This window comes from Streptococcus oralis (genome assembly GCF_001578945.1).
GTDB classification, from domain to species: domain Bacteria; phylum Bacillota; class Bacilli; order Lactobacillales; family Streptococcaceae; genus Streptococcus; species Streptococcus oralis_Q.
Genome location: NZ_KQ969551.1, coordinates 377667 through 378223 on the forward strand (window position 1 = coordinate 377667; position 557 = coordinate 378223).

Here is a 557-nt window from a genome sequence, read left to right on the forward strand (position 1 = left end):
TTTGGTATACGGATCAAAAACTTTATGTTTGGACTGTGAATAGTTCTGAGGCTTTTGATAAAGCAGTTCGGCTCGGATCAGATGGGGTGATCACAGATGATCTTGAAATGGTTCAGTTACAAGTAACGATGGTGCAAGACGACCCTGAATATACAGAATTACTATTAAAAAAGCAACGGAATTTTTAATTTCTAATCTAAGTTTCTCACTTTTATAGCAGCTTACATCTCGTCTTAATAAGCCATTAGAATGTTCGTTAAGACCTCGTTGACCAGGACATCCTTTGTCTAAAGAGGACAAACTCTATAACAAAGCTTTGTCTTCATGTCGTATCAAGGTGGAGAGTGTGTTTGCAAAAGTGAAAGTAGTTAACATTTTTTCAACCGCTTATTGCAATCGTAAGAAACGGTTTGGTCTGCGTATGAATCTTATTGCTGGTATTATTAATTTTGAAACTAAATTATGGTTTCGCAGGAAGTCTAATTTTACAAATTGGGGTTTAAAAATGGTATAATGAGAGAACGACAGAAAGGATGTATTTATGGAACATAAAGAGA

At 35.2% G+C, this 557-nt stretch carries 2 pseudogenes; both read left to right on the forward strand.

Going from position 1 to position 557, the window contains the following annotated elements:
- Positions 1–188, forward strand: a pseudogene (locus tag SORDD16_RS11725) (glycerophosphoryl diester phosphodiesterase membrane domain-containing protein); the annotation flags it as partial.
- Between the two features lie 92 nt (positions 189–280).
- Positions 281–514, forward strand: a pseudogene (locus tag SORDD16_RS11125) (hypothetical protein); the annotation flags it as partial.
- Positions 515–557 lie beyond the last annotated feature (43 nt).